This window comes from Methanospirillum sp. (genome assembly GCF_028679455.1).
GTDB lineage: Archaea > Halobacteriota > Methanomicrobia > Methanomicrobiales > Methanospirillaceae > Methanospirillum.
In genome coordinates, this window is record NZ_JAJRBM010000119.1 from 1 (window position 1) to 4090 (window position 4090).

Consider the following 4090-nt stretch of genomic DNA (forward strand, 5'->3'; position numbering starts at 1 on the left):
CCTGAAGAAAATATGAGGAACGCACTTTTAGGATCAGTTATCCGATACACCGCTCCGGGAAATCGTTTGGTATTGAGATCGCAGTTCTCGATTTTTGAGGAGATTACATCAAGATCAATCGTCTCTGCAATAGATCCTGAAGCTACTATATTTTCGATCTTAGGTGACCTGGATTTTTCTTCATCACTCATGATCCTAATCATTTGTATGGTGAGACCATGTCGCTATCGGTTACTTTTTCATCCGGGGAGTGATGTTGATCAAAATGATTATATAGGGCATTAAAAGCACCCAGGTTAAACCAGGAGAAAGTACCATACCCACAGAGTGGATCAGCCCTTACCCTTCAGGTCAGGTATGATGCTATTATCCTCTGCAATGATCCTTCGTGTCCCTGTCTCCGGCCGGAACGAGGAGTGTACAGCCCATCGATGATCATTACTTCAGGCAGTTTATTCTTCAGTTGGATCAGGAATCCGGTACACCAGTCGGGGGAATTGTCAAAAAAAGAGGGGATTCATAATTTTTTCCTGAAAACGTAATATTCCAATACCCCAACCCCAACAGTTCTACATTCTCTTTGCTTTCTGTGCAGACCGTTGCCGGTTTCTGGTGGGCAATTTTTAAGATATTATCATCCCCAGTATCAGGGGTGAAGGGAACATCCACATCATTTTGAATGGTATATCGGTATGGATCCAGACTTCCAAAGTAATAATCCTTAAACAGGTCCCTCTCTTCATCAGTCTTATTATAGGCCCAGTCTGCACTTTCTGCAATCGTTACATCGGCGGGAATCCAGCCATACCCGGGTAGATAAAATTCGGCCCAGAAATGTGTTCCTGCAAGTCTCGGGACGAGTTGATATCCGCCGGCTGACCGTGCAGGAATGCCTATGGAACTGCAGAGAGCAGAAAAGAGCATACTCTGGGTGCCACAGTCTCCAAATCAGGTTTCAAGCATATAGGTTGATTCCGGGATCTGTGATGCAGCAAGGTAGCTATGGGGTACATTGCTGTATGGATACGTGTTGATGACATACTCATAAATCATCCTGGCCCTGGGGTATGGATTTTGTTCGTCACCAACGATCGATCTTGCCAGGGTGTTAATTTCAGGAGTGATCTCAATATTGGGCTGTGAAGTAGTGTATTTCTGATAGAGAGCAATCGTCGCATCATATGGTTCGATGGAGTCAGAGTTAATCTCAAATCTCCGTTCAGACGTATTAAACTGATAATCTGCGGTGAGGTTGATGAAGGGATCGTTTATCTCATCAAGGGGGATTTCAAAGTAAACATGCCCGGTGAATGTAAAGTCAGCGGAGAGTACCTGTGCATGAGCAGGGAGAGACTTGGCAGCCGGGGATCTATCCTGAAAAAAGTTATGATATGCCGGGGCATATTGCAAATACACGGGCAGGAAATCCGGATCCATTCCGTGGCTTTGGAAACGAAACCACGATGAGAGCACCTGATTCCGGAACTTGATCAAGATTGGAGAGCAGTTCTACCTGGTATTTGTTATTAGACAGGATATACGTCTCCAGAGGGTATTGATCGCGAGATACCACAAGGCCCGGATCGGTATCAGTTGTTTCATGGCCTGATGCAGTGATGTTGCGTTCTTTATAGAGATAGGTAAGAACCTCCTGACTCCATCCGGGATAATGAGCAGTTCCGTTCAGATCTACATTCTCCATTGCATCCTGATCAGGCCAGCGTTTTGACCAGTCGGTTCTTAATGCCACAAAAGAGCCTTCAGGAATAAGACCGTTTCTGCTCTCCCAACTACTGATATCGTCCATCGAGACGGTGTAATCAGAATTATTAGCCACCTTCTGATGAATATCAATGACCACAAACGGAAGGATCATCTCCTTAAGCGTGATCTGATCAAGCGTGCGGAGACCTTTGACAAAGTGTGCAGGCGGATCAACATGGGTCCCCCACTGTCCCCCGAGAGCGTAATACTGCATAAAAAAACCGGATCCAAGAGTTCCGTCTCCAGGATCATACGAGTAGAGGGTTTCTACCTTCTCGTCAGGTTCGCCTTTCCAGTGAGGGATACCTGGTTCAAAGGTGTGCGTAAGATCCACAAACCGACAATCCTGAATTTGATTCCAGATCTGACTGAGGTTCTCCGCTGCAGGAACATCTGCCAATATCGGGGCGCATATCAAAAAACAGATGCAAAAACTGAAGATGAGAACTCCGCGTACCCAGGATAACATAATTAAAATCTCATATCAAGGAAAAAAAGGATTCCGATATGGATCAACCTCTTTGGGATACTTGGACGCAGTGGTCTTCCGGATTATCCCATTATTTGCATCAAGGCCAGACAACCACTATAATTCCATCTCTATAGAGAATTACATCCGATGAATGAAACGAACTCCTATTCACTCAGGCACAGGAGAACAACACCGAAGTTGGGGTATTCTTGTTGAATGATCAGGAGTAGATCATGATTTCAGAGATGCAGCACCTGACCTGGCTTTCACAGTCCGGAGTATACCGTATGTTCCATGGATCTGTAAGTAGGGGGGTTCATTTACAGGATCCCGGTGTAATATTGGTTTGGTAAATAGCCATCCAGATTGACGACACCAGGTTAATAAGCCAGATTTTTATAATTGACTCATGCATAATGAAGTATGTATCAGGCATCCAAAACTCGGATTCTTCTTGTTATATCACTTGTATTGGCACTCTTACTCCCCTATACCGTCCCAGCAGCGATACAAACCTATGCAGACACCATACTAGTGAATGGATCTGTCTATTCGGTTAAACCCGGAACAGACTGGCAGAATAATGCACAAGGGGCAATTGCTCTGAAAGGAGATACGATTCTTTCTGTCAACTCCACAGATGCAACACAGCAGTACATCGGACCTGCCACGAATGTGTATGATATTGGTGGAAAAATGGTTTTACCTGGATTTATAGACACACATATTCATCTGGGAGGTGCTGCTCTACTCAAGGCGGGGGTGGACATCTCGTCTTGTACCTCGGTGACTGACATTCAGGACCAGCTTCGATCATATGCCAATAATCACCCTGATGAAGAAGTTATTCGTGGGTTTGGGTGGAATTATTTCCTCTTCAATGGATCTGGTCCTGATAAGGGGATAATAGATGCAATAATCCCGGACAAACCAGTCACCCTCACATCATTTGATGGCCATTCAACCTGGGTGAACACAAAAGCACTAGATATCGCTGAAATTGATAACTCAACACCTGATCCGATAGGAGGTATGATAGAGAGGGATGTTCAGGGGAATCCTACGGGAATACTGAGGGAGATGTCTGCAACGAACCTGGTTGCAAGTACACTGCCTCCTATCCCGCCGGACCAGATCAAAGAAAAACTAGGAGTACTGCTATCAGAAGTAGCCGCATCCGGTGTCACCACTGCAGATGATGCACTGGTAACACCAGAGATGATTGTAGCATATACCCGGCTTGAAGACGAGGGGAAACTTCCAGTCCGGGTTTTTGGGGAGATGCTCGTCGTTCCTGACTTTGGAACATACGAGATCCCGGCAATGAATATGGGAAAGATTCTGATGCCCCCGGTATCTGAACAGATCAGAGGAACAAAATGGTATAACGATGACCTGGCTCTGGCCCTTACCGGTTACAGAGGGTACAATATCACTCCTGTATCTATCTCCGAATATCTTGATAACTCCGGATTATTCAGATTGCAAACCGCGAAGTTATTCCTCGATGGAGTTATTGAAGCACACACCGGATATCTGCTAAAACCCTATGCCGATCAACCCACGGTAAATGGGACCATGAACTGGAACATAACAGACTTCAATGAGATCATTCTGGCCCTTGATAAGGAGGGGTTCCAGATAGATATTCATGCAATCGGTGATGCTGCAGTCAGGATCTGCCTTGATGCCTATGAAAAAGCAAAAACAACGAATGGTGTCCGTGATTCACGACATAAGATCTCGCATATCCAGTTGATAAACCAGTCAGACATCCCGAGACTTTCTTCTCTCAAGGTCATCGCTGCATTACAACCGGTATGGTTCTATCAGGATCGGAATTATGCAAATGTA

The 4090-nt window shown here is 45.3% G+C and carries 3 protein-coding genes and 2 pseudogenes; 1 reads left to right on the forward strand and 4 read right to left on the reverse strand.

Annotation, left to right across the window (positions count from 1 at the left end):
• The 4 genes and pseudogenes from LUQ50_RS04065 to LUQ50_RS04080 all read right to left on the reverse strand — a co-directional run.
• Positions 1-191, reverse strand: a pseudogene (locus LUQ50_RS04065) (TATA-box-binding protein); the annotation flags it as partial.
• Positions 192-468: 277 nt separating this feature from the next.
• Positions 469-933, reverse strand: a pseudogene (locus LUQ50_RS04070) (transglutaminase-like domain-containing protein); the annotation flags it as partial.
• Positions 934-948: 15 nt separating this feature from the next.
• Entirely contained in the window at positions 949-1416 is a 468-nt protein-coding gene (locus LUQ50_RS04075; RefSeq protein WP_300036570.1) for a hypothetical protein, read from the reverse strand.
• The gene (locus LUQ50_RS04080) at positions 1385-2098 is read right to left on the reverse strand and encodes a cyclase family protein (RefSeq protein WP_300036573.1); all 714 of its coding nucleotides are present in this window, start codon (positions 2096-2098) and stop codon (positions 1385-1387) included. Before LUQ50_RS04080 ends, LUQ50_RS04075 begins: the two co-directional genes overlap by 32 nt.
• A 561-nt stretch (positions 2099-2659) precedes the next feature.
• Here LUQ50_RS04080 and LUQ50_RS04085 point away from each other — a divergent pair.
• The coding region (locus LUQ50_RS04085) for an amidohydrolase (RefSeq protein ID WP_300036576.1) at positions 2660-4090 on the forward strand (1431 nt) is incomplete at its 3' end.